This is a genomic window from Streptosporangium sp. G12 (assembly GCF_052983175.1).
In genome coordinates, this window is the sequence record NZ_JBRIQO010000031.1 from 85384 (window position 1) to 106418 (window position 21035).

Consider the following 21035-nt stretch of genomic DNA (forward strand, 5'->3'; position numbering starts at 1 on the left):
CGCGCTCCCGGGTCCGGGGAGGTCTAGACGTCCGGCGGGTGGTTCTCGCGGTGCATCAGGCGCTCCTCGGACGTGTACCCGCGCCTGGGAGCCATCACGATGCTCAGCACGACTCCGACCGCACCGACGATCATGAAGATCAGGCCGATCACGTCGATGTGCACGGCCTCGCCGAGGACGTCGGGTTCGATGGCGAAGCGGAGGATGGCACCGAGCGTGAGAAAGAAGATGCTGACCCCGACACCCATGAGTTCCTCCGGGTAAGGCTGTCCGCCAGGTAAAGAGAAAGTCTGAGGTTGGTCATACCCTCTCTGGCATGATCACACCACCGAGAAGGACCTTGTCCGCGGCGGTGGGCCCCGACGAGCCCAGCCACACCGGCACCCCGAGGGCCTCCGCCACCGCCGCGGGCCAGTCGTCGATCCCGTCGGCGTAGCGCGGCCCGGCCTCTCGCAGCCGTTCCGTCAGCTCGGCCTGCCCGTCGAGGTCTCCCGCCGCGCCCACCGGAAGCTCGCCGATGTCGTACGACACGCACATCCGCGACACCGGCGCGTCCAGGTGGGTGAGCGCGAGGGCGTCGGCCCCGCCGGAGACCGCCAGCGCGTAGCGGTGGGCCACCGCGTCGAAGTGGCCGGTGCGGAAGGGCCCCTGCCAGGGGCCGGTCCCGTTGTGGGCCTCGGGCAGCGCGAGCGCCGCGTCCTCGGTGACCAGCGGTCCCGGGCCGTGGCGGGGGGTGTAGGTCCGCAGCACGCCCAGCCGCGTGGCGGGCACCCCGTCGAGCAGCTCCAGCGCGTTGGCGAAGGTCGTCGTACTCCAGGTGGTGTACGGGTGGAAACCGTGCCACTCATCGAGCAGCACGCCCTGCGCCCCCTCGAAGACCACGGGCCGCCTGCGCAGCAGCGCGGTCATGAACGATGAGCCGACCAGGATCACCCGCTCGGCGAACGCCCGGTAGGCGTCGACGCAGTCCTCCACGGGCGGCCCGGTCACCCCGAGGGCCTCGCGGAGCGCGCGCAGCTTGCGGGCGAGCCGGACCGGCTCCTCGCAGTCGCCCGCGACCGGCGCGAGGTCGGGGTGCTCCAGGGCGTAGGCCATGGTCTCGCCGACGCCCATCCCGCACGACCCGTGCCGGTCCGCACCGCGCGCCAGCTCCCTGGCCCGCCCCGCCGCCACGTGGTACGGCGTGGCGAGCAGGGCGTCCCGGTCCACGGTGAGCAGGCAGAACGGGTCGGCGACGCCCAGCTCGACCAGGTGGTCGGCCTCCCTGGCCAGCGACAGCGGATCCACGACCATGAACCTGGACAGATGGGTCGGCACGCCCCTGAACGTGCCCGACCCGAACTGCGCGAACGTGTGCTGTCTCCCGTCGGGCAGGACGACGTTGTGACCCGCCTGCCCGCCCCCGTTGAACCTGACGACGGCCTGGACGGGCTCGCGGGCGCAGAGCCAGTCGACGACGGTGCCCTTCCCCGCGTCGCCGTACCCGAGGTCGGTCACGATCACGTGCTCACGCATGCGGCCACCCGTTCACCCTCGTCTCCTCCCCTTCCCGTTTTTCTCCGGCGAGCCGGTCCTCTTGTCCCGGCGAGCCGGTCACCGCCGGCCTCTCCACCGGCGGTCCCTCCCCGGCGGGGCGTTGTTCCCGCCGGGGAGGGACCGTCTCCCTTCGTGGTGGCACTCCCCGCCGCTTTCGCGGTGGCCGCCGCACGGCGGGGAGGTCTTCAGAGCCGCATCACGCCGCTGTCGCCGCCCAGGTCGAGCCCGTCGGCCACCACGAGGGTGCCCCGGTCGAGCTTGGCGAGGGCCTTGCCCACGGCGGTTCCGGCGTTCGAGCCGAGCTCGTCGAGGTCGTCGAGCCCTTCCCGCAGGTCGATGGCGTCCTCGCCGAGGCCGACGGTGAGCGCGATGGTCTCGCAGACCGCGTCCAGGTCGTCCAGCTCCAGCACGTTCTGGCCAAGCAGCTCGCGCCAGGCGGCCAGCACCCGGCCGTCACCGGCGTGGCTCGCTCCGGCGGGGAGGATGTAGTAGACGTCGTAGATCCTGGTCAGCTCGGCGACCATGTCCTTGGTCGGGATGTCGTGCCTGAGCCGTTCGCCGACGACCTTCTCGACCTCGCGCCGCTTGACCTGCGGGTAGGGAAGCTCGTCGCCGATGATGAACAGGTAGCCCCGGCGGCCCCGCTTCTCGAAACAGTCGATCGAGGTGTGCCTGGCCATGAAGTACATCGCCAGCTCGTACGACTCGGTCATCTGGCCGCCGCCCCCGCCCTCGAGCAGGATCTTGCCCAGGTGCTCGTCCATCCGGTTGTCGGACTCGAACTGGCCGACCTGCAGCGGGGCCCGGTCGCAGGTGGCGTCGCCGATCGCGCCGAAGAGGATCTGCGGGTCGGTGGCGTACCCCTTGCGCAGCAGCAGCCCGAGCAGGTCGGGCAGCTTGGTCTGGAGGGTGCGGGGCACCCCGCCCATCGAACCGGTCACGTCGAACAGGACGGCCACGGCCAGGGAGTTGGGGTGCTCGGCGGAGTCGCGGCTCTCGCGGAGCGTCACCCCGTGCGGGTCGAGGTCGGGGTGAGCGGAGCGGGCGCCGCTGTCGCTGTAGGCGAAGGCGCTCGAACCCTTGGCCGCGCGGTAGCTCGCGGCGGCGGAGTAGACGTCGGTGGACCAGTTTCCGCTTCCCACGGGTGATCTCCTCGGATCAGGGGTGGAACGTTCTATGAAAATCGTGAAGGTCGGGGTCAGAGATGGAGCGGCCGGTATTTCCTCGGCCCGTACAGGTCGTCGAGCAGGTCGTCGAGCTCTCCCAGCAGCCGCCACGCGTCGTCCGGCGGGCTGAGCAGGCTGCCCCGGACGAAGTGCCTGACCGGGGTGGGGACGGGATCGCCCATGAGGGCGGCCACGCAGCGGGTGGCGAGGTGGATGTCGGTGGCCGGGGTCGCGGGCTTCCTGGCCAGGACCGAGGGCGGGTAGTCGTCGCGGTGCCTGGACACGAGGGCGGTGAGCGGGGTGCCGAGCGGGACCGACTGGCTCCAGTCGACGAGCACCAGGCCGTGGTCGATCGGGTGGACGAGGACGTGCTGCCCGAACACCGCGCCGTGCACGATCCCCGCCCGGTGGGCCGCGCCGACGGCCACCAGCAGCCGCCGCCAGATCCACGCCGCGTCCCGTACGTCGAGCACCGGCCGCCGCCGCCTGACCTCGTCCAGGCTCAGGAACCCGTCAGGCACCCGGCTGATCACGTTGGCCTGCCGCTCGACCCCTTCCGAGCGGTGCCGGAACGACTCCACCAGGCGAGGCACGTACGGCAGGAGCAACGGGTCGCCGTCGCGCGCGATCGTCTCCAGCGACTCCGCCTCGCGGCGCATGAGGTCGTTGTCCGCATGGCTGCGCGGAAGCTTGAGCAGCGTGTCGGGGCCGCTCTCGTAGAGCACGGCCGACGCGCCCCGGCGGAAGACGCCGCCGATCCGGTAGGTGCCCCGCCTGGTGGTGATCACCGTCTCCTTGGCCCGCTCCGGGGCCCCTTCGCGGGCCGCCCACAGCCTCGCCAGCCGGGTGAACGCCTCGGCGGCCTCCGCTCCCGGCGCGAGGTCGGGGTGGAGCAGCCTCGCCAGCCTCCGGTACGTCCGGTGCGGGAAGTCCCCGCCGAACAGGTCGCCGGGCGTGCGGGCGGCGGTCACCAGCGCGATCGCCTCGGCCGTGGTGGTCATCTGATCTGCTCCTCCCTGGCCGGCCGCAGCAGGGCGGGGTGCAGGAGCCGGGCGTCGCCGGCCCGGTAGAGCTTGGCGCGCGGCCCGCCCCTGGCCCCGCCGCTCTCGGTGGTCTCGCCGGTGCTCTCCACGAAGCCGGGCACCGACAGGATCTTGCGGTGGAAGTTGCCCGCGTGCAGCGGCACGCCCCAGACCGTCTCGTAGACGCCGCGCAACTCGGAGATCGTGAATCTCTCACCGGCGAACGCGGTGGCCAGCGGGGTGTACTCCAGCTTGCCGCGGGCCCGCTCCAGCCCGTGCGCCAGGATGCGGTCGTGGTCGAACGCGAGCTCCGGCAGCTTGTCGACCGGGTGCCAGGAGGCGTCGGCCGCGTCCGAGCCCGCCCGGGGGTCGGGCAGGCCGGGGGCGAACGCCAGGTAGGAGATCGACACGACCCTCATCCGCGGATCACGCTCGGGCGCCCCGTAACTGGCGAGCTGCTCGATGTGGATCCGGCCCGACGATTCAGACGGCCCTGACAGCCCCGTCTCCTCGGCCAGCTCCCGCGCCGCGGCCTGTGGCAGATCCTCTCCCGGCCGGATGAACCCCCCGGGCAACGCCCACAGCCCCGCATGGGGTTGCTCGGCCCGCCTGATCAGCAGAACGCGCAACCCGCCCCCGCGAATGGTGAGCGCCACCACGTCGACCGTCACCGCCACCGCCGGGTATGCCCGCGGGTCGTATCCGGCCAGGAACTCGGATTCATCCATCACATGTCCTTCTCAGATTGAGACAATCTCAGTATGAGAATAACAAGGGATCGATGTCAATGACTTTGCGGCGATCCATCCTTCTTCGCGGCGAGTCGCAATGCGAGAGGCCGGACAACGGATGAGGGACCGGCCCCTGAGAACGGGGCCGGTCCCTCATCGTGCCTGCCGCGGGAGCAGGTGGTCCTCCGGCCTGAACCAGTGGGGTTCAGGCCGGGCCGGGCCGGATCAGAAGGCCTCTTCCGGCAGTTCCATCAGGTCCTGGTCGGTGGCTTCGAGCGTGCGGCGCTCGGCGGCGATGCGGGGCAGGACGGTCTGGGCGAAGAACGAGGCAGCCGAGACCTTGCCGGCGTAGAAGGCGTGGTCGCTCCCTCCGGTGGCCGACCCCAGCGCCGCCAGGGCCACCTCGGCCTGGCGCAGCAGCAGCCAGCCGATCACCACGTCGCCCAGGGCGAGCAGGAACCGGGTGGTGTTCAGGCCGACCTTGTAGACCTCCTGCGGGGTCTCCAGCGAGCCGAGTGCCCAGCCTGCCATGGTGTCGGCCATGGCCTTGACGTCGTCCGCGGCCTCACCCAGGAGCTTGCGCCCCTCCTTCAGCCGCCCGTTGCCCGCCTCGGAGGCGGCGAAGGCCTTCACGTCGGCGTACAGCGAGCCGAGAGCGGCCCCCTGGTTGCGCAGGACCTTGCGGAAGAACAGGTCCATGCCCTGGATCGCGGTGGTGCCCTCGTACAGGGAGTCGATCTTCGCGTCCCTGATGTACTGCTCGATCGGGTAGTCCTGCAGGTATCCGGAGCCGCCCAGGGTCTGCAGCGAACGGGCGAGCAGCTCGTACGAGCGCTCGGAGCCGACGCCCTTGACGAGCGGCAGCAGCAGGTCGTTCATCGCCTCGGCGTGCTCGTTCCTGCGGCCCTCGTGCTCGGCGATCAGCACGTCGTCCTGGTAGGTGGCGGTGAGCATGACCAGGGCCCGCATGCCCTCGGCGTACGACTTCTGGAGCATCAGCTCCCGGCGTACGTCCGGGTGGTGGGTGATCGTCACGCGGGGGGCCGACTTGTCGGCCATCTGGGTGAGGTCGGCGCCCTGCACCCGCTGCTTGGCGTAGGCGAGGGCGTTGAGGTAGCCGGTGGAGAGCGTGGCGATCGCCTTCGAGCCGACCATCATCCGGGCGTGCTCGATGATCATGAACATCTGCTTGATGCCCTCGTGCACCTCGCCGATCAGCGTGCCCACGGCAGGGTGCTCGCCGCCGAAGGTGACCTCGCAGGTCGTGGAGACCTTGAGGCCCATCTTCTTCTCGACGTTGGTGACGTAGACGCCGTTGCGCTCGCCGAGCTCGCCGGTCTCCAGGTCCACCTGGTACTTCGAGACCAGGAACATCGACAGGCCCTTGGTGCCGACGCCGTGCCCCTCGGGGCGGGCCAGCACCAGGTGGAAGATGTTGTCGGACAGGTCGTGCTCGGCGCTGGTGATGAAGCGCTTCACGCCCTCGATGTGCCAGGTGCCGTCGTCCTGCTTGACGGCCTTCGCGCGGCCCGCGCCGACGTCGGAGCCGGCGTCCGGCTCGGTGAGCACCATGGTGGCGCCCCACTGCTTCTCGATGGCCAGCTCGGCGTAGCGCCGCTGGTCCTCGGTGCCGATCATGTGGAGGATGTGGGCGAACGCCGGGCCGCTGGAGTACATCCAGATGGCGGGGTTGGAACCGAGGACGAGCTCGGCCAGGGCCCAGCTGACGCTGCTCGGCAGGCCGGGACCGCCCATCTCGGTGGGAAGGCCGAGGTTGGTCCAGCCCGCGTCGCGGTAGGCGGCGAAGGACTTCTTGAAGCCCTCCGGCATCGTCACCGTCCCGGTGGCGGGGTCGAACACCGGCGGGGTGCGGTCACCCTCCTCGAAGGAGTCGGCGAGCACGCCCGTGGCGAGACGGTTGACCTCCTCCAGGACGCTCCGCACCACGTCCTCGTCCAGATCGGCGTAGAGGCCGGTGCCCAGGATGTCCCGACGCCCGAAGACCTCGAAGAGGTTGAACTCCAGGTCACGGACATTGCTCTTGTAGTGGCCCATGGGGTCTGCTCCTTGAAACCGGGGGTCCGGAACTTTCCATACTCGCCAGTAACGTTACCTGTAATGCTACCCGCGAGTAACCCCTAGAAAACAACCTCGGCTGGGACGTTCGTCACGCTGCCCGGAGACGCCCCAGGGTGGCCGATCGACGGGCGGGGGAAGCTCTCCTAGGCTCGTCCCATGGACGAGCAGTGGCGGGCCGACCTCGGGATGTGGGGCATCCCCGAGGAGATCGCGGCCAGGGCGCCGGTCAATCCCTGGGGCCACTCCCCGGCGCGGTTCGCCGAGCGCACCGACCTCGCCCTCGCGGTTCCCGAGGGGCCGACCCTGGCGCGGATCGCCGAGGCCCTCCCGCCCGGCGGGAGCCTGCTGGACGTCGGCGCCGGCGCCGGGGCGGCCTCCCTGCCGCTGGGCCGGGACCTGGGGGAGCTGATCGCGGTCGACGCCTCCGACGCCATGCTCGCCGAGCTGGCCTCCAGGGCCGCGGCGCTCGGCGTCCCCGCCCGGATCGTCAACGGCCGCTGGCCCGGCGTCGCGGCCCGGACCCCGGTCGCGGACGTCGCGGTCTCCGCCCACGTCGTCTACGACGTGCCCGATCTGGCCGAGTTCCTCGCCGAGCTCACCCGCCACGCCCGCGCCCGGGTCGTCCTGGAACTCACCGGACGGCACCCGATGAGCTGGCTCAACCCCCTCTGGCAGCACTTTCACGGCATCACCCGCCCCGGCAGGCCCACCGCCCACGACGTGATCGCCGTCGCCGAGAGACTCGGCCACGAGGTCCGCCACGAGTGGCGGGTGGCCCCGCTGCCCCGCTTCACCCGGCTCGAGGACCTCGCCGAGAGCGCCTGCCGGAGGCTCTGCCTCGGACCGGAGCGGACCGACGAGGTGATCGCCGCGGTGGTCGAGCTGGACATGTGGCCGGTGCCCCGCGACCGGTGGTTCACACTCTGGTGGGAATCAAAGTGAGATCCGGCCGCGTTCCATGAGCCGACCCTCAGAAGAGGTGTTCCCGGACGAGACGCGCCGTACCCGGTGGGCGAAGACGACGCTCCTGATCAAGGGGGAGCTGTCATGGCCTGGGTCTTCATCGTGGTCGCCGGTCTGTTCGAAGTCGCGATGGCCTACTCGCTCAAGCTGAGCGACGGGTTCTCCGCCCCGCTGCCGAGCGTCGGTTTCGTGGTCTTCAGCGTGCTCAGTTTCGGCCTGCTCGCCCTAGGGCTGAAAACCCTGGAGGTCGGTACGGCCTACGCCGTCTGGACGGGCATCGGAGCCGTCGGCACCGCCGCGCTCGGCATCGTCGCGCTCGGCGAGGACGCGTCGGCCCTCAAGATCGCCTCGATCCTGCTCATCATCGCGGGCGTCGTCGGGCTCAACCTCGCCGGAGGCGGCCACTGACCGCGCGCCCGGACGTTCCGGCGGGCCGTACGGGACACATCCGGCAGCGCCTCGCGGACCGCGAAACGGCTCGCCCGAAACCAGCTTGACGGCTTTGGTGGTGTCGGGTTGGGTGGGGGGCATGATTGACGTTCACTGCGTGACCTTCGACTGCGCCCAGCCGTACGAGCTGGCGACCTTCTGGCGCGACGCCTCCGGCGGGGAGCTCCACCCGGACACGGAGAAGAACGACGAGGAGGTCCTTCTCCAGGGCGGCCGGGTCGATCTGCTGTTCATCAAGGTCCCCGAGGACAAGGCGGTCAAGAACCGGGTCCACCTGGACATCACCGGTTCGGCGGGCACCACCCGCGACGAGGAGGTCGAGCGCCTCGCCGCGCTCGGCGCCACGATCTTCGAGGACCACCGCAATCCCGACGGAAGCGGCTGGGTCACGATGCTCGACCCCGAGGGCAACGAGTTCTGCGTCTGCCGCGCCGAATACGAGAGGGTCTAGCGTCTCCGGACGGTCCCGGCCCGGTCCGCCGAAAGGCTCGGCCGGGCCGCGAGACCGGCGGTCTTGTGGGAGCGGGCGGCCACCGAGGCCTGGCAGGGCCGCGCCCAGCCGGGCCGCGAGGTTCGGTGGCCACCGGGCCGCGAGGTTCAGTGGCCGCCGGGAAGCGAGGTCTGGCCGCGTCCCTTGAGGGCGAGGGCCACGATCGCCGTGATCAGGTAGATCACGACACCCCCCTGCAGCGCGTCCAGTGCCGCCCCGAGGACGCCCTCGTTGTCGAGGACGAGCTGCACCGGATACAGCAGGATCGCCGAGCCGAGCGCGGGATAGAGGGAGAACCTCCAGGGGTGGCGCAGCGCCCAGAGCCGGGCCTGCCGTGTCACCCGGTCGCCGATGGTGGGCTTGCTGATCGAGCCGATGGCCGCGACGAGCGAGAACAGGCCGATACCGACCATCGTCGCCCACGCAAGATCCAGGCTTCCGGAAAGCAGGCCCAGCCCCAGACTGGTGGCCGCCACCGCGCCGCCGGTCACCGCCGCGGCCTTCCAGGGAGCACCGCGCAGCGCCGCTCCGGCGAGGGACATCTCGTCACGTCGAGTCAGTTCGTCGTTCATGGCACCAGAGTGCCTCCCGCGCCCCCTTGCCCACATCGGGGAGCGACCCTGACTGTCCCCGGAGTCGCCACATCGGGGACGCTGTTCGCGCCGGTGGTGAGAGACGCCTCCCGACGACGCCTCCCGACGCCTCCCGACGCCTCCCGAGGGCGAGGCCCGGGCAGCTCGCGGCGTGATGTGGGTTGGAAGGTCTTCGGTGCTCGCGGTCGTTCGCGCCGTCTTTCCGGGTGGGGACAAGGCCTACGCTGACGTGCATGGACGAATCACCGGCGCGCCTGGTCCGAGAGTTTCACGAGAAGATCGGGCTTCCCCTCTCCGACGCCCCCGGCCTGCCCTCCGTGGAGCTGGCCCGCCTGCGGCAGAGGTTCCTCGACGAGGAGGTGGCCGAGGTGGCACAGGCCGCCGAGGCGGGCGATCTGGCCGGTGTCGCGCACGAGCTGGCCGACGTGGTCTACGTCGCGTACGGCACCGCCCTGACGTACGGGATCGACCTGGACCGGGTGCTCGCCGAGGTGCACCGGGCCAACATGACGAAGTCCGGCACCGAGAACGGCAAGGCCGCCAAGGGGCCGGGGTTCACGCCCGCCGACGTGGCCGGGGTGCTGGCGGGGGGAATCAGCGGTTCCGGACAGACCGGATAGGTTGGCCGTCATGCCGGTGGAATTCCGTATCGCCCGTGCCGAGGACGTCCCGCTCATCGTGGCCATGCTCGCCGACGACGCCGTCGCGGCCTCGCGCCAGGGGGCCTTCGGCGACGAGCACCGCGCCGCCTTCGAGGCCGTCGACGCCGACCCCGGCAACGAGCTGATCGTCGCGGAGCTGGGCGGCGAGGTGGTGGGCACCATGCAGCTCACCTACATCCCCGGCATCTCCCGTCGTGGCGCGCTCCGGATGCAGATCGAGGCGGTGCGGATCGCCTCCGGCCTGCGAGGGCGGGGGCTGGGCCGCACGATGATGGAGTGGGCCCTCGACCGCGGGCGGGCCCGGGGATGCGCCCTGGTCCAGCTGACCACGGACAAGTCCCGCGCGGACGCCCACCGCTTCTACGACTCCCTCGGCTTCGTCGCGTCCCACGAGGGGTACAAGCTCGCGCTGACCTGATCGTCGGGTGGGTCCGCGGCGACATGCCAAGGGTTCGCGAGGACCGGACCTCCCCGCTGGGGTTCGCCGGTCACTCGGTGGCGCAGGGGGCGAGCTCGACCAGGTTGTCGTGGTAGACGGCGCCGCGGCCCAGGTCGGCGTCGCGGGCGGCCACCACGGCGTTCGCCGTCGCGCCCCCCGGGCTGAGCTTGCGCCAGTGCCCCTTGGTGGACGCGACCACGCCGGGCCGTACCCTCTCGCTGATCTCCACCACGGCCTCGAACTCGCCGTCGTCGTTGAACACCCGGGCCCGCTGCCCCTCGCTCAGCCCCCTTCGCGAGGCGTCCTCGGGGTTGACCAGGATCCGCGGGCCCTTCGAGCGCTTCAGCAGCTCGGGGTTGTTGCCGAAGGTGGTGTTCAGGAAGGTGTGGGAGGCGGGCGTGATGAGCGCCAGCGGGTACGGTCCGGGAGCGGCCGAGGCCGTGTGCGACGGGACGTAGGCCGGTCCCGAGCCGAACTCCATCCGGCCGGAGGGCGTCGGGAAGCCGTCGGTGAACGGCACGAACGGCTGGGGGACGCTGAGACGGACCCAGCCCTCCTTGCGCAGCCGGTCGAGCGTGATCCCCTCCAGGGAGGGATGCCCCGAGGTGAGCAGTTCCTCGGCCAGTTCCAGGTCGGAGTCGTACAGGGACGGCTCGGTGAGCCCCATGTGCCGCGCCAGGCGGCGGAACGTCTCGGTGGTGGACAGGCACTCGCCCGGCGGCTCGACGGCGGGCTCGTTCCACATCAGGTACATGTGCCCGTAGCCCGCGTGCAGGTCGGCGTGCTCGATCTGCATGGTGGCGGGAAGGACGATGTCGGCGTAGTCGACGGTGTCGGTCGGGAACTGCTCCATCACGACGGTGAACAGGTCCTCGCGCAGCAGCCTCTCGCGGACCCGGTTCTGGCCGGAGGTGGACCCCATCGGGTTCGCCGCGTACACCCACAGGCACTTGACCGACTCGTCCAGTTCGTCGGCCAGCCGCGTCATGGTCAGCGTGCGGACCGGCCCGGGGAGCAGATCGTCGCGGGTGTCGATGTTCAGGTGGACGTGCCCGCTGGTGGAGTACACGATCCCGCCGCCCGGATGGCGCCAGTCGCCCGTCACGCCGGGGATGGAGGCGATCGTCCGCATCGCGGTGCCGCCGCCCGCGTGCCGCTGCACGCCCATGGTGGCCCGGATGCCGGTGGGCCGCGTACGCGCCAGGCGTGTCCCCAGGGCCCGGATGTCGGCCTCGGGCAATCCGGTGATCTCCGCCACGCGCGCCGGGGGGTGGCGCAGGATCTCCTCGCGGAGGTGCTCCCAGCCGCTCGTGTGGTTCTCCAGGTAGTCGCGGTCCTCGGCGCCCTCGGCGAGGACGACGTTCATCAGCCCCAGGGCGAGGGCCGCGTCCGTGCCGGGCCGGATCGGCAGGTGCTCGTCGGCCTGCTCGGCGGTGCGGGTGCGGATCGGGTCGATCGCCACCACGTGCGCCCCGGCCGCGCGGGCGTCCTGGATGAACTTCCACAGGTGGTGCCCGGACGTCAGCGTGTTCGTCCCCCACAGCAGGATGAGCCTGGACAGGGCGAACGTCTCGGGGTCCATGCCACCCGGCGTGCCGTAGACCTGCCGCAGCCCGGAGTTCCCGGCCGAGGAGCAGATGTTCAGGAAGTGCCTCGACGCCCCCAGGACGTTCCAGAACCGCCTCCCGGCGATCCCCTCCGACCCCTGGACGTATCCCAGCGTGCCGGTGCCCAGATAGGGCCAGATCGCCTCGCCGCCGTACTCGTCGACGATGCCCCGCAGCCGTACGGAGATCTCCTCCAGGGCCTCGTCCCAGCTGATCCGCTCGAACCGGCCGGACCCCTTGGGGCCGACCCGCCGCATCGGGTGCAGGATGCGGTCGGCCGCCCGGGTGTGCTCCAGGTAGCGGTTGACCTTCACGCAGAGCGCGCCCCGGGTGTACGGATGGTCCGGGTTGCCGCGCATCTTGACGGCGCTGCCGTCCTGGACGGTCACCACCCAGGAGCAGGTGTCGGGGCAGTCCAGCGGGCACGCCCCCAGCACTCGCAATTCGCCTGACGACATGCCCCGACTGTAGCCGCGCCCCCAGGCCGGAACGCACGCGCGTTCCCCTTCAGGCCCCCGCCGCCCCCTTCCGGCGCCGGCCCCTCAGGTCCTCCCGGCGGCGCGCCCGCCGCGCACCGTCCGGCTCTCGCCACGCGATGCGCCGCGCGGCTCCGGTGTCATCGGGGAAGGCGCCTCACCTGAGAAGGCCGCCGTGCTCGTGGTCGTGGCCGGACTCCAGGCCGCCCGCGCCGGTTCCCGGCCCGGCGGTGTCCGGCGTGCCGGGTGCGACGGCACCCTTGCCGGGCCCCTCGGAGGCACCGGAGCCGCTGGGAGCCCCGAGAGTGCCGGGACCGGGAAGGTCGCGGGCGTACCCGTAGACGAACGCCGCCGCCGCGATCGCGCCGGCGTTCACTTCCAGCGCCTTGTCGTTGATGTTGGCGATGGTGTCGCACGCCTGGTGGTAGCACTTGTCGTACGCCACCCCGGCGCTGCCGCCGAACTTCTCGGCCTCCTCGGCGGTCTTGAGGCGCTCGGCGCCGGTGAACAGCCCGCCCGAGGGGACGCCGATCGCGATGAAGGGGCCGTAGTCGGAGCGGCCGCTGAACTCGGCGTCCTGGTACGGCTCGCCCACCGCCTCGAAGTACGCCTGGAAGAGCTTTTCGATCGGGCCCGATCCGGGGGGCGGAGTCGCGCCGGCGACCGCGCCGGACGAGTCGCCGTCGTAGATCCCGAAAACGTGGTTCGGTGAGGCGATCATGTCGAAGTTCAGGTAGAGCTTGATCTTCGCCCGCTCCCTCGGGGGCAGGGCGGCCACGTAGTGCTTCGAACCGAGCAGGCCCAGTTCCTCGGCGCCCCAGAAGGCGAAGCGCAGCCTGTTCTTCGTCCGCAGCGACTTCGCCGCCAGCGCCGTCTCCAGGATGCCCGCGGTGCCCGAGCCGTTGTCGTTGATGCCGGGGCCCATCATGACGCTGTCCAGGTGGGCGCCGAGCATGACGATCCTGTCCGGGTCACCCCAGCGGCTCTCGGCGATGAGGTTGCGCGTCCTGCGGTCGGGAGCGCTCTCGGCGTCCACGACGAGCGTCGCCTTCGTTCCCGGCGCGGCCAGTTCCTCACCGGTCGCGAAGCCGGTGCTGACGACCGGGATGCGCATGGTGGAGGTGTTGACCGAGCCGCCGAACAGGGCCCGGCGGTCGGCGTTCCCCTTGCCCGCCTGACCCTCGTTGAAGATGATCAAGCCGGACGCGCCGGCGGCCTGGGCCTGCTCCGCCTTGGTCTGGAAGCTGCAGGTGCCGCGCTGGACCAGCGCGATGTTGCCCCGGACGAATGTGGAGAAGTCGCTCGCCTCGCACCCCGAGGTGGATTCCACCCCCTGCTTCGGCGGCAGGACCAGGTCGATCCCCTGCACCGGGGCCGTCGCGTCTCCCGAGCCGGAGTACGTCATGGTCCTGAAGTCGGTACCGGGCACGTACGTCTTGGCCGCGGGCCGGATCCGTTTGAGCACGGGGGCCGTGACCTCGCGGAAGAAGGAGATCTTGAACTCCTGCGAGGTGACCTGGTATCCGGCGGCACGGAGCCTGCCGGCGACGTAGGCGAGCGAGGCGTCGTAGCCCGGTGTGGCCGCCGCCCGGGTGCCGCCGTTGGCGTCGGCGATCTTCTGGAGCCTCTCCAGGTGCCCCTTGAGGGACGCGAGCTTGACCGAGGCCCCGAACGCCTCCGCGCCCGCGGGGAGAGGGTTCTCGGCCGGCGGTCCGGAGTCGCTTTCTCCGGGGGCGGGCGTCGCGCCGGCCTGCCCGGGGTCGCGCCCTCCGGGAACGGGTGCCGCGCCACCCCCGGGTGCGGGTGTCGCGCCGGCCGGGGGGGTGGACACGGCGGACACGACGGCCAGGGACATGACCGAGGCCATGGTGATCGCGGCCAGCAACTTCCTCGGAGCGACGGAAGGGGCTTCCCGGCCCTCGGGCGCGGCTCGAAGGGACGCGGACGGGTGACGGAACATGATGGTCAGTTTTTCAGGCCGTCACCCATCAAATCGATTGTTCCCGCAGGTAGAACAGTCAATTCTCCATCTCGGACAGGTACGCTATGTTCGCCCGGTCCCCCTCGTCGAGGCTGGGGCTCCCCGCGAACCAGGCGTCCAGGATCTCCCCGAGCAGCGGGGCGGAGGTCAATCGGAGGCTGATCGCCAGCACGTTGGCGTCGTTCCAGCGACGTGCCCCGTCCGCCGTGGCCGCGTCCGCGCACAGCGCCGCCCGCACCCCGGGCACCTTGTTCGCCGCGATCGACGCGCCCGTCCCGGTCCAGCAGCACACGATCGCCTGATCGGCGGCCCCCGAGGCCACGTCCCCGGCGGCACGCGCGCAGCACCACGCCCAGTCGGCCCGTTCCTCGGCCAAAGCACCACGAGGTATCACCGTGTGGCCTCTTTTTTCGATCGCGGAGACCAAGATGGAAGCCACACCGTCAAGACTGTCGGAGGCCACTGAGATACGCATGACTCTGATTGTGGACACTCAAGGAGAAGATCGGTGACGCACCTGTAATGCGGAACGTGCAGAATCGCAGGCGGTGACGAAAATCGGGGAACTGGACGAAACGACGTCCGTCGACGGCACAGGGCCGACGACGGGCGACGATCTCACCGTGCACGTCGTCGAACCGCTGCTCCCGCAGCGGATCCGCCGCCCCTCCGACCTGTTGCGGTTCCTGGCGACCCTGCTCGCGCTCGTGGCCGTGGTCATGCTCGCCTTCGTCGCGCAGAAGACCCTGAACGGCCTGGAGGGCGATGTCGCCGACGGCACCAGCCGGGCGCCGTTCCTGCTCAGCGGCCTGGCCGGGGTGCTGAGCGCCTCGGCCATGCTCGGCGTGCCCGTCGCCTTCGCCATCGAGCGGGTGCTCCACCGCGACGGCCTCCGGGTGGCCGAGGGACTCTTCGCGGCCATCGCCGCGATGGTGTTCTCCTTCGCTCTCGGCGAGTGGATCCTCAGCGCCGGCCCCGAGGACCTGCGGGTCCTGCTGACCGGCGGGCGGGCCGGGGTCGAGCCGATCAACACCCTGCTCACCCCGATCATCGCCTACGTCACCGCGGTGCGGATATCCCGCCGCCCCACCTGGCGGGCGGCCCTGTGGAGCGCGGTCGCGCTCAACGCCGTCGCCCTGTTCGCCGGGCTCGCCGCCACCATCCTCGGCATCGTCGTCTCCATCCTGGTCGGGCTGGCCGTCGGCTACGCCACCCTGTACGGCGTGGGCAGCCCCAACACCCGCCCGCCGGGCAGCGCGGTCGTCGCGGCGCTCCGCAAGCTGGGCTTCGTCCCCGTCAAGGCCCGCAGGCTCGACGACGACCACCAGAGCAGCCGCCGCTACGCCGTCGACCTCAAGGACGGCAGCCGCCTCGACGTCACCGTCCTCGACCGTGACCGCCAGGTCGCCGGGGTGCTCTACCGCCTCTGGCGGCGCATCCGCCTCAACTCCGAGACCCGCCGCAAGGCCATCCGCTCGCTCCGCGCCGAGCTGGAGCGCGAGGCCCTGATGGCGTACGCCGCGCAGGCGGCCGGAGCGAGCACCCCCAGGCTCGTCGGCACCAGCGAGATCGGCACCGAGGCCGCGCTGCTCGCCTACGAGCACACCCCCACCCGCGCGCTCGACAGCATCCCCGACAACGAGATCGACGACAACCTGCTCGCCCAGATCTGGGAGCAGGTCCTGTTGCTGCAGGTCCAGCGGCTCGCCCACCGGCGGCTGACCGGTGACAGCATCCACGTCGACGGCGAGGGCCGGGTCATCCTGATGGACGCCCGCAGCGGTGAGATCGCCGCCGGTGACCTGCTGCTCCGTCTCGACATCGCCCAGCTGCTCACCTACCTCAGCCTGCGCGTCGGTGCCGAGCGGGCGGTCGCCGCCGCCGCGGCCGTGGCCGGGTCCGGCGTGCTCGCCGACGCGCTTCCCCTGCTCCAGCGGATCGCGCTGACCCGGGAGACCAGGGCCGCGCTCACCAGGAACAAGGAACTGCTCACCGAGATCCGCGATCGGATCGTCGAGCTCAAGCCGAGGACCGAGGCCGAGGAGGTGCGCCTGGAGCGCTTCCGTCCCCGGACCCTGATCACCATCATCGGCACCGCGTTCGCCGCGTACTTCCTGGTCTACTACCTGACCCAGATCAACCTCAACATGATCACGTCGGCCAAGTGGAGCTGGACCGGGGTGGCGCTGGTCGCCGCGATGCTGAGCTACGTCGCCGCCGCCCTCATGCTGATGGGGTTCGTGCCGGAGAAGCTGCCCCTCGGCCGTACGGTGCTCGCGCAGTTCGCCGGGTCGTTCGTCAAGCTCGTCGCGCCCGCCGCGGTGAGCGGGGTCGCGGTCAACACCCGTTACCTGCAGAAACGCGGCATCCCCCCGGGCCAGGCGGTGGCCAGCGTGGGCGCCTCCCAGCTCATCGGGCTGGCCTGCCACGTCGCCCTGCTGCTGCTGTTCGCCTACATCACCGGTTCCAACACCGCCTCGTCGTTCACCCCGTCGCGCACCCTCGTGATCACGCTGCTCGCCGTGGCCGTGCTGATCCTGGTCGTCGTGAGCGTGCCACGCCTGCGCCGCATGATCATCTCGCGGCTCCGCCCGCTGTTCTCCGGCGTCATGCCGCGCCTGCTCGACATCCTCCAGTCACCCCGGAAGATCGTCGAGGGCTTCGGCGGCACCCTGATGCTCACCCTGTTCTTCGTGGTCTGCCTGGACGCCTGTGTCCGCGCCTTCGGCGGCTCCATCAACTTCGCCGCCGTCGCCATCGTCTTCCTCGCGGGAAACGCCATCGGCTCGGCCGCCCCGACCCCCGGCGGGCTCGGCGCCGTCGAGGTCTCCCTCACGGCCGGGCTCACCCTGGCGGGCGTGCCGCGTGAGGTGGCGGCCTCGGCCGTGCTGCTGTTCCGGCTGCTGACCTTCTGGCTGCCGGTCCTGCCGGGCTGGGCCTCGTTCACGTACCTGCAGAGGCACGAGGCGCTCTGACCCCGTCCGGCTCCCGCCCGGCTTCGGCTCGTCTTCTCGCGTTTTCCCGGGCCTTTCACGGACGGAGGCCGCCGGTCACCTGGACCGGCGGCCTCCGTCCGTGAGAGCGGATGGGCGGGGAGATCAGGCCTCGCTGGACCTGGCCCAGATGTTGATGCCCGCGTCGACCGCGTCCTTGTCGATCGCCTCCAGCTCCTCGGCGTCGAACGAGGGCTTCTCCACCGCCGCGAGGCTGTTCTCCAGCTGCGCGACGCTGCTCGCGCCGATCAGCACCGAGGTGACGCGCCTGTCGCGCAGCGCCCAGGCCAGTGCCATCTGCGCCAGCGACTGGCCGCGCCGGCCCGCGATCTCGTTCAGGGTGCGGATGTGCCGCATCGTCTCGTCGGTGAGCATGTCCGGGGTGAGGAAACGCCCCTGCGAGGCCCGCGACCCCTCCGGGATCCCGTTCAGGTACCGATCGGTCAGCATGCCCTGCGCCAGCGGCGAGAACGCGATGCAGCCCGCGCCCTCCTCCTCCAGGACGTCGAGCAGCCCGCCCTCGATCCACCGGTTCAACATCGAGTACGAAGGCTGGTGGATCAGCAGCGGGGTACCCATCTCCCGCAGGATCCGCGCGGCCTCCTTGGTGTGCTCGGGCGAGTAGGACGAGATGCCCGCGTACAGCGCCTTGCCCGACCGGACCGCGTGGTCCAGCGCGCCCATCGTCTCCTCGAGCGGGGTGTCCGGGTCGAACCGGTGGCTGTAGAAGATGTCGACGTAGTCGATCCCCATCCGCTCCAGAGACCGGTCCAGGCTGGACAGCAGGTACTTGCGCGACCCCCACTCGCCGTACGGGCCCGGCCACATGTCGTAGCCCGCCTTGGTGGAGATGACCAGCTCGTCCCGGTACGGCGCGAAGTCCTCGCGGAAATGCCGTCCGAAGTTGGTCTCCGCGGTCCCGGGCGGCGGGCCGTAGTTGTTGGCCAGGTCGAAGTGGGTCACCCCCAGGTCGAAGGCCCTCCTGAGGATGTCCCGCTGGACCTCGAAGGGCTTGTCGTCACCGAAGTTGTGCCAGAGCCCCAGGGAGACGGCGGGCAGCTTGAGCCCGCTCTTGCCGACCCGGTTGTACGGCTGACGATCGTCGTACCTGTCGTTCGCCGCGATATATGTCACTGAGCCACCTTTGTAGTGTCGAGAATCCAGGAGAGGGTGAAGGCCTCTTCGCGCCAGGAGTCGTACCTGCCGCTGCGGCCGCCGTGTCCGGCGCCCATCTCCGTCTTGAGCAGGAAAGGCCCGCCGCGCGCGACGTCGCGGAGCTTCGCGATCCACTTGGCGGGCTCGTGGTAGAAAACCCTCGTGTCGTTGAGGCTGGTGATCGCCAGAATCGGCGGGTAGACCCGGCCGTCCACGTTCTCGTAGGGCGTGTACGACTTCATGTACGCGTACACCTCGGGATCGTGCAGCGGATCGCCCCACTCGTCCCATTCGATCACGGTCAGCGGCAGCGACGGGTCGAGGATCGTGTTCAGCGCGTCCACGAACGGCACCTCCGCGACCACGCCCGCGAAGGTCTCCGGCGCGAGGTTGGCGACCGCGCCCATCAGCAGCCCGCCCGCCGACCCGCCCCTGGCGACGATCGCGCTCGACCAGTTCGCGGCGGAGAGGTGCTCGGCGGCGGCGACGAAGTCGGTGAAGGTGTTCTTCTTCCGCTGGAACTTGCCCTCCTCGTACCAGCGGCGACCCATCTCACCGCCACCCCTGACGTGCGCGACGGCGAACACGAAACCCCGGTCGAGCAGGCTGAGCCTCGCGATGGAGAACGACGGGTCGATCGAGGTCTCGTAGCTTCCGTAGCCGTACAGCACGGTGGGGGCGGGCCGCTCCGTGCCCTTCTTGACCACGATCGAGATCGGCACGCGGGTGCCGTCCGAGGCGGTCGCCCACTCGCGGAACTGCTCGTAGTCGGCCGGGTCGTAACCGCCCAGCACCACCTTCTGCTTCAGCAGGATCAGCTCGCCCGCGCCGAGGTCGTAGTCGTAGACCGACGGCGGAGTGATCATGCTGGTGTAGCCGAGCCGCAGCCGTCCGGTGACGAACTCCGGGTTGCCCGACGGGGCCACGTCGTAGATCGGCTCGGGGAAGGAGATCTCGTACGCCTCCCCGTCGCGGGGCAGGATGCGGATGCCGGTGAGGCCGTCCCTGCGGAAGTGCACGACGGTGTGGCCCTCGAAGGCGTCGATGTCGAGCAGCCGGGTGTCGGCGCGGTGCTCGATGATCGGCGTCCAGCTGCCGGGGTCGTCGAGGGGCGCGGTGGCGAGCTCGAAGTTCTCCGCGTTCCGGTTGTGCAGGATCAGGAAGTGGTCACCCGCGTGGTCGACGCCGTACTCGACACCGGTCTCCCTGGGTCTGACGACCCGGAACTCGCCGGTGGGGTCGTCGGCCTCCAGGACGCGCACCTCGCTGGTGATCTTGCTTCCGGCGGAGAGGACCAGGTAGCGCTCGCTGCGGCTGAGCCCGACGCCGACCCAGAACCGCTCGTCGGACTCCTCGTGCACGAGCACGTCGTCCTCGGCCGGGCTCCCGATCGTGTGCCGGTGGACCTGGTTGGGCCGCCAGGCCTCGTCGACCGTCGTGTAGAAGAACGTCGTGCCGTCGGCGGACCAGGCGCCGCCGTAGAAGATGCCGGGAATCTCGTCGGGGAGGGTCTCGCCGGTGGCGAGGTTCTTCACCTTCAGGGTGAAGCGCTCGTCGCCGGTGAAGTCGGTGGAGTAGGCCAGCAGGGTGCCGTCGGGGCTGACCGAGCTGGTACCGATCGAGAAGAAGTCGGAGTCTCCGGCGAGCTCGTTGCCGTCGAGCAGGACCTCCTCGCCGGGAAGCGACTCCCCGGCCTTCACCTCGGGCGGCGTCTCGCCGTTCGCCGCCACCCGGCACTGGAGGCCGTACTGCTTGCCCTCCTCCGTCCGCGAGTAGTACCACCAGTCGCCCTTGCGGGTGGGGACCGAGAGATCGGTCTCCAGGGTGCGTCCCTTGATCTCCTGGAAGAGCGTCTCCTGCAGGGGCTTGAGGTGGGCGGTCGCCTCCTGCGTGTAGGCGTTCTCCGCCTCCAGGTAGGCCACCACATCCGGGTCGTCCTTGACCGTCAGCCACGCGTAGTCATCGACCACGGTGTCCCCGTGGTGCACGCGCTCGCTGGGAACCTTCTTCGCCGTCGGCGGCGTCTGGCTGCTCACTCCGCCGAGTCTATGTTTCCGCCGGTGCCTGTTCGGATCCACCCGCTCGGCCGGTGCGGTCGGCTCGTTCGGCCCGCCGGCCTCGGTTGCTTCGGCCGGTTCGGTTCGCTCGCTTGCCCGGCTCGGCCGGCTCGGTGGGATCGGACGGTTGGGCGGTTCGGCTCGCTTCGCTCGCGGACCGGGGCACCTTCTGCTTCCCACCTCCCGCTTCCCGTCCGCGGGGTTCGCCGTTACGTCTCGAGCGGTCTTCGGGGGCTGCTAATCTTTTGACGTCGGCAAGGTCCGGCGCAAACCACTCCAATCACTTCGGTGACTTCCGTATGGCTTGTGTCGTGTTTTCCGACAACCCCTTTGAAACCAACGGTCTCGAAGATCGGTTCGCAGAGCCGCTCAAGGGCTGGTAAGTTAGAGGGGTTGCTCTGGAAACAGAGCCGCCGGAATTCCAGCAGGGTCAGCCAGATCGAATCAACCGGATCAAAACAAGCCGGTTTGACACGAAAAAGCGGACCTGAAAGAATAAAGGCACAACGAAAGAACAGAATAAAACAGAACGAACGCCCCGGAGTTCTGCCGGACCGGTTGGTCGGGTCAGGGTGATGGTGTACGCGTCCGTTTCTTGAGAACTCAACAGTGTGTTAAAAGCCAGTGCATGAAGC

19 protein-coding genes and 1 riboswitch are annotated in these 21035 nt (G+C 70.4%); of the genes, 6 read left to right on the top strand and 13 right to left on the bottom strand.

Annotation, left to right across the window (positions count from 1 at the left end; genetic code table 11):
* Positions 1 to 23 precede the first annotated feature (23 nt).
* The 6 genes from ACVCAG_RS37750 to ACVCAG_RS37775 form a co-directional block, all read right to left on the bottom strand.
* Positions 24 to 248: a DUF6458 family protein gene (locus tag ACVCAG_RS37750; RefSeq protein ID WP_447191293.1), complete on the bottom strand. Its 225-nt coding sequence runs from the start codon at positions 246 to 248 to the stop codon at positions 24 to 26.
* A 52-nt stretch (positions 249 to 300) separates the two neighbouring features.
* On the bottom strand, positions 301 to 1515 hold the full coding sequence (locus ACVCAG_RS37755; protein ID WP_440087787.1) for an adenylosuccinate synthetase: 1215 nt from the start codon (positions 1513 to 1515) through the stop codon (positions 301 to 303).
* Positions 1516 to 1721: 206 nt separating this feature from the next.
* Complete coding sequence (locus ACVCAG_RS37760) at positions 1722 to 2678, bottom strand: hypothetical protein (protein ID WP_440087788.1); 957 nt, start codon at positions 2676 to 2678, stop codon at positions 1722 to 1724.
* Positions 2679 to 2734: 56 nt separating this feature from the next.
* A complete protein-coding gene (locus tag ACVCAG_RS37765) occupies positions 2735 to 3703 on the bottom strand; it encodes a lipopolysaccharide kinase InaA family protein (protein WP_440087789.1) in 969 nt (322 codons plus the stop codon).
* Positions 3700 to 4452, bottom strand: coding sequence for an NUDIX domain-containing protein (locus ACVCAG_RS37770; RefSeq protein ID WP_440087790.1), 753 nt, complete (start codon positions 4450 to 4452; stop codon positions 3700 to 3702). The genes ACVCAG_RS37765 and ACVCAG_RS37770 overlap by 4 nt, the downstream gene beginning before the upstream one ends.
* A gap of 228 nt (positions 4453 to 4680) precedes the next feature.
* Positions 4681 to 6510, bottom strand: coding sequence for an acyl-CoA dehydrogenase (locus ACVCAG_RS37775; protein ID WP_447191294.1), 1830 nt, complete (start codon positions 6508 to 6510; stop codon positions 4681 to 4683).
* Positions 6511 to 6690: 180 nt separating this feature from the next.
* On the opposite strand from ACVCAG_RS37775, the gene ACVCAG_RS37780 reads away from it, so the two are divergent.
* From ACVCAG_RS37780 to ACVCAG_RS37790, 3 genes are all read left to right on the top strand, one after another.
* Positions 6691 to 7476, top strand: a complete 786-nt coding sequence (locus ACVCAG_RS37780; RefSeq protein WP_440087792.1) for a methyltransferase domain-containing protein — start codon at positions 6691 to 6693, stop codon at positions 7474 to 7476.
* Positions 7477 to 7496: 20 nt separating this feature from the next.
* Positions 7497 to 7562: riboswitch (guanidine-III (ykkC-III) riboswitch) on the top strand.
* 19 nt (positions 7563 to 7581) lie between these two features.
* The gene (locus ACVCAG_RS37785) at positions 7582 to 7905 is read left to right on the top strand and encodes an SMR family transporter (RefSeq protein WP_440087793.1); all 324 of its coding nucleotides are present in this window, start codon (positions 7582 to 7584) and stop codon (positions 7903 to 7905) included.
* 121 nt (positions 7906 to 8026) lie between these two features.
* Complete coding sequence (locus ACVCAG_RS37790; protein WP_440087794.1) at positions 8027 to 8398, top strand: VOC family protein; 372 nt, start codon at positions 8027 to 8029, stop codon at positions 8396 to 8398.
* 146 nt (positions 8399 to 8544) lie between these two features.
* Here the strand turns inward: ACVCAG_RS37790 and ACVCAG_RS37795 are convergent, their stop codons facing one another.
* Complete coding sequence (locus ACVCAG_RS37795) at positions 8545 to 9009, bottom strand: hypothetical protein (protein WP_440087795.1); 465 nt, start codon at positions 9007 to 9009, stop codon at positions 8545 to 8547.
* 254 nt (positions 9010 to 9263) lie between these two features.
* On the opposite strand from ACVCAG_RS37795, the gene ACVCAG_RS37800 reads away from it, so the two are divergent.
* Positions 9264 to 9650: a pyrophosphohydrolase domain-containing protein gene (locus tag ACVCAG_RS37800; RefSeq protein ID WP_447191295.1), complete on the top strand. Its 387-nt coding sequence runs from the start codon at positions 9264 to 9266 to the stop codon at positions 9648 to 9650.
* Positions 9651 to 9660: 10 nt separating this feature from the next.
* On the top strand, positions 9661 to 10110 hold the full coding sequence (locus ACVCAG_RS37805; RefSeq protein ID WP_447191296.1) for an N-acetyltransferase family protein: 450 nt from the start codon (positions 9661 to 9663) through the stop codon (positions 10108 to 10110).
* A 70-nt stretch (positions 10111 to 10180) separates the two neighbouring features.
* On the opposite strand, the gene ACVCAG_RS37810 is transcribed toward ACVCAG_RS37805, so the two are convergent.
* The 3 genes from ACVCAG_RS37810 to ACVCAG_RS37820 form a co-directional block, all read right to left on the bottom strand.
* Positions 10181 to 12196 (bottom strand): molybdopterin-containing oxidoreductase family protein, encoded by a 2016-nt coding sequence (locus ACVCAG_RS37810; protein ID WP_447191297.1) that lies wholly within the window; start codon positions 12194 to 12196, stop codon positions 10181 to 10183.
* A 175-nt stretch (positions 12197 to 12371) separates the two neighbouring features.
* On the bottom strand, positions 12372 to 14174 hold the full coding sequence (locus ACVCAG_RS37815) for a M28 family metallopeptidase (protein WP_447191298.1): 1803 nt from the start codon (positions 14172 to 14174) through the stop codon (positions 12372 to 12374).
* 58 nt (positions 14175 to 14232) lie between these two features.
* Complete coding sequence (locus ACVCAG_RS37820) at positions 14233 to 14670, bottom strand: RpiB/LacA/LacB family sugar-phosphate isomerase (RefSeq protein WP_440087800.1); 438 nt, start codon at positions 14668 to 14670, stop codon at positions 14233 to 14235.
* Positions 14671 to 14743: 73 nt separating this feature from the next.
* Between ACVCAG_RS37820 and ACVCAG_RS37825 the strand changes: the two genes are divergently transcribed.
* Positions 14744 to 17170 (top strand): flippase-like domain-containing protein, encoded by a 2427-nt coding sequence (locus ACVCAG_RS37825; RefSeq protein WP_440087801.1) that lies wholly within the window; start codon positions 14744 to 14746, stop codon positions 17168 to 17170.
* Between the two features lie 123 nt (positions 17171 to 17293).
* On the opposite strand, the gene mgrA is transcribed toward ACVCAG_RS37825, so the two are convergent.
* The 3 genes from mgrA to ACVCAG_RS37840 all read right to left on the bottom strand — a co-directional run.
* Positions 17294 to 18322 carry an L-glyceraldehyde 3-phosphate reductase gene (gene mgrA / locus ACVCAG_RS37830; RefSeq protein ID WP_440087802.1) on the bottom strand — a complete coding sequence of 343 codons (1029 nt, stop codon included), beginning with the start codon at positions 18320 to 18322 and terminating at the stop codon, positions 17294 to 17296.
* The gene (locus tag ACVCAG_RS37835; protein WP_447191299.1) at positions 18319 to 20379 is read right to left on the bottom strand and encodes a S9 family peptidase; all 2061 of its coding nucleotides are present in this window, start codon (positions 20377 to 20379) and stop codon (positions 18319 to 18321) included. The genes mgrA and ACVCAG_RS37835 overlap by 4 nt, the downstream gene beginning before the upstream one ends.
* A gap of 451 nt (positions 20380 to 20830) precedes the next feature.
* Positions 20831 to 21035: hypothetical protein (locus ACVCAG_RS37840; RefSeq protein WP_440087804.1), on the bottom strand; the 205-nt coding region annotated here is incomplete at its 5' end.

Excerpts from the sequence above, each read along its gene's own strand:
- ACVCAG_RS37790 (WP_440087794.1), top strand. The coding sequence starts at position 8,027 with ATGATTGACGTTCACTGCGTGACCTTCGACTGCGCCCAGCCGTACGAG.
- ACVCAG_RS37770 (WP_440087790.1), bottom strand. The coding sequence starts at position 4,452 with ATGGATGAATCCGAGTTCCTGGCCGGATACGACCCGCGGGCATACCCG.
- ACVCAG_RS37810 (WP_447191297.1), bottom strand. The coding sequence starts at position 12,196 with ATGTCGTCAGGCGAATTGCGAGTGCTGGGGGCGTGCCCGCTGGACTGC.
- ACVCAG_RS37800 (WP_447191295.1), top strand. The coding sequence starts at position 9,264 with ATGGACGAATCACCGGCGCGCCTGGTCCGAGAGTTTCACGAGAAGATC.
- ACVCAG_RS37755 (WP_440087787.1), bottom strand. The coding sequence starts at position 1,515 with ATGCGTGAGCACGTGATCGTGACCGACCTCGGGTACGGCGACGCGGGG.
- ACVCAG_RS37795 (WP_440087795.1), bottom strand. The coding sequence starts at position 9,009 with ATGAACGACGAACTGACTCGACGTGACGAGATGTCCCTCGCCGGAGCG.
- ACVCAG_RS37815 (WP_447191298.1), bottom strand. The coding sequence starts at position 14,174 with ATGTTCCGTCACCCGTCCGCGTCCCTTCGAGCCGCGCCCGAGGGCCGG.
- ACVCAG_RS37750 (WP_447191293.1), bottom strand. The coding sequence starts at position 248 with ATGGGTGTCGGGGTCAGCATCTTCTTTCTCACGCTCGGTGCCATCCTC.
- ACVCAG_RS37805 (WP_447191296.1), top strand. The coding sequence starts at position 9,661 with ATGCCGGTGGAATTCCGTATCGCCCGTGCCGAGGACGTCCCGCTCATC.
- ACVCAG_RS37780 (WP_440087792.1), top strand. The coding sequence starts at position 6,691 with ATGGACGAGCAGTGGCGGGCCGACCTCGGGATGTGGGGCATCCCCGAG.
- ACVCAG_RS37820 (WP_440087800.1), bottom strand. The coding sequence starts at position 14,670 with ATGCGTATCTCAGTGGCCTCCGACAGTCTTGACGGTGTGGCTTCCATC.
- ACVCAG_RS37765 (WP_440087789.1), bottom strand. The coding sequence starts at position 3,703 with ATGACCACCACGGCCGAGGCGATCGCGCTGGTGACCGCCGCCCGCACG.
- ACVCAG_RS37775 (WP_447191294.1), bottom strand. The coding sequence starts at position 6,510 with ATGGGCCACTACAAGAGCAATGTCCGTGACCTGGAGTTCAACCTCTTC.
- ACVCAG_RS37785 (WP_440087793.1), top strand. The coding sequence starts at position 7,582 with ATGGCCTGGGTCTTCATCGTGGTCGCCGGTCTGTTCGAAGTCGCGATG.